Annotated in this window: 1 tRNA gene; it reads right to left on the bottom strand. The window is 35.1% G+C overall.

The window, feature by feature from the left end:
* Positions 1-89: 89 nt before the first annotated feature.
* A tRNA-OTHER gene (locus H4J73_RS06725) sits at positions 90-176 on the bottom strand.
* Positions 177-288 lie beyond the last annotated feature (112 nt).

Below are 288 nucleotides of genomic sequence, written 5' to 3'. Positions count from 1 at the left end.
AATTGTGCTTTAAGTCATTACAATAAATTAATTGAAGTATCGTTATTCAGAAAAAAAAAGCCTGCAAATATTTGCAGGCTTATCTTATGTGGCTCCTCAACCTGGACTTGAACCAGGGACAAACGCTCGTTTTATTTAAGCACAGTCCGTTGCTCTACCAACTGAGCTATTGAAAAATTGTGCTTTAAGTCATTACAATAAATTAATTGAAGTATCGTTATTCAGAAAAAAAAAGCCTGCAAATATTTGCAGGCTTATCTTATGTGGCTCCTCAACCTGGACTTGAAC

Source organism: Colwellia sp. MB3u-41 (assembly GCF_014076845.1).
GTDB lineage: Bacteria > Pseudomonadota > Gammaproteobacteria > Enterobacterales > Alteromonadaceae > Colwellia_A.
The sequence above is the reverse complement of the archived record's forward strand: the minus strand, read 5'-3'. Positions and strand labels throughout refer to the sequence as shown.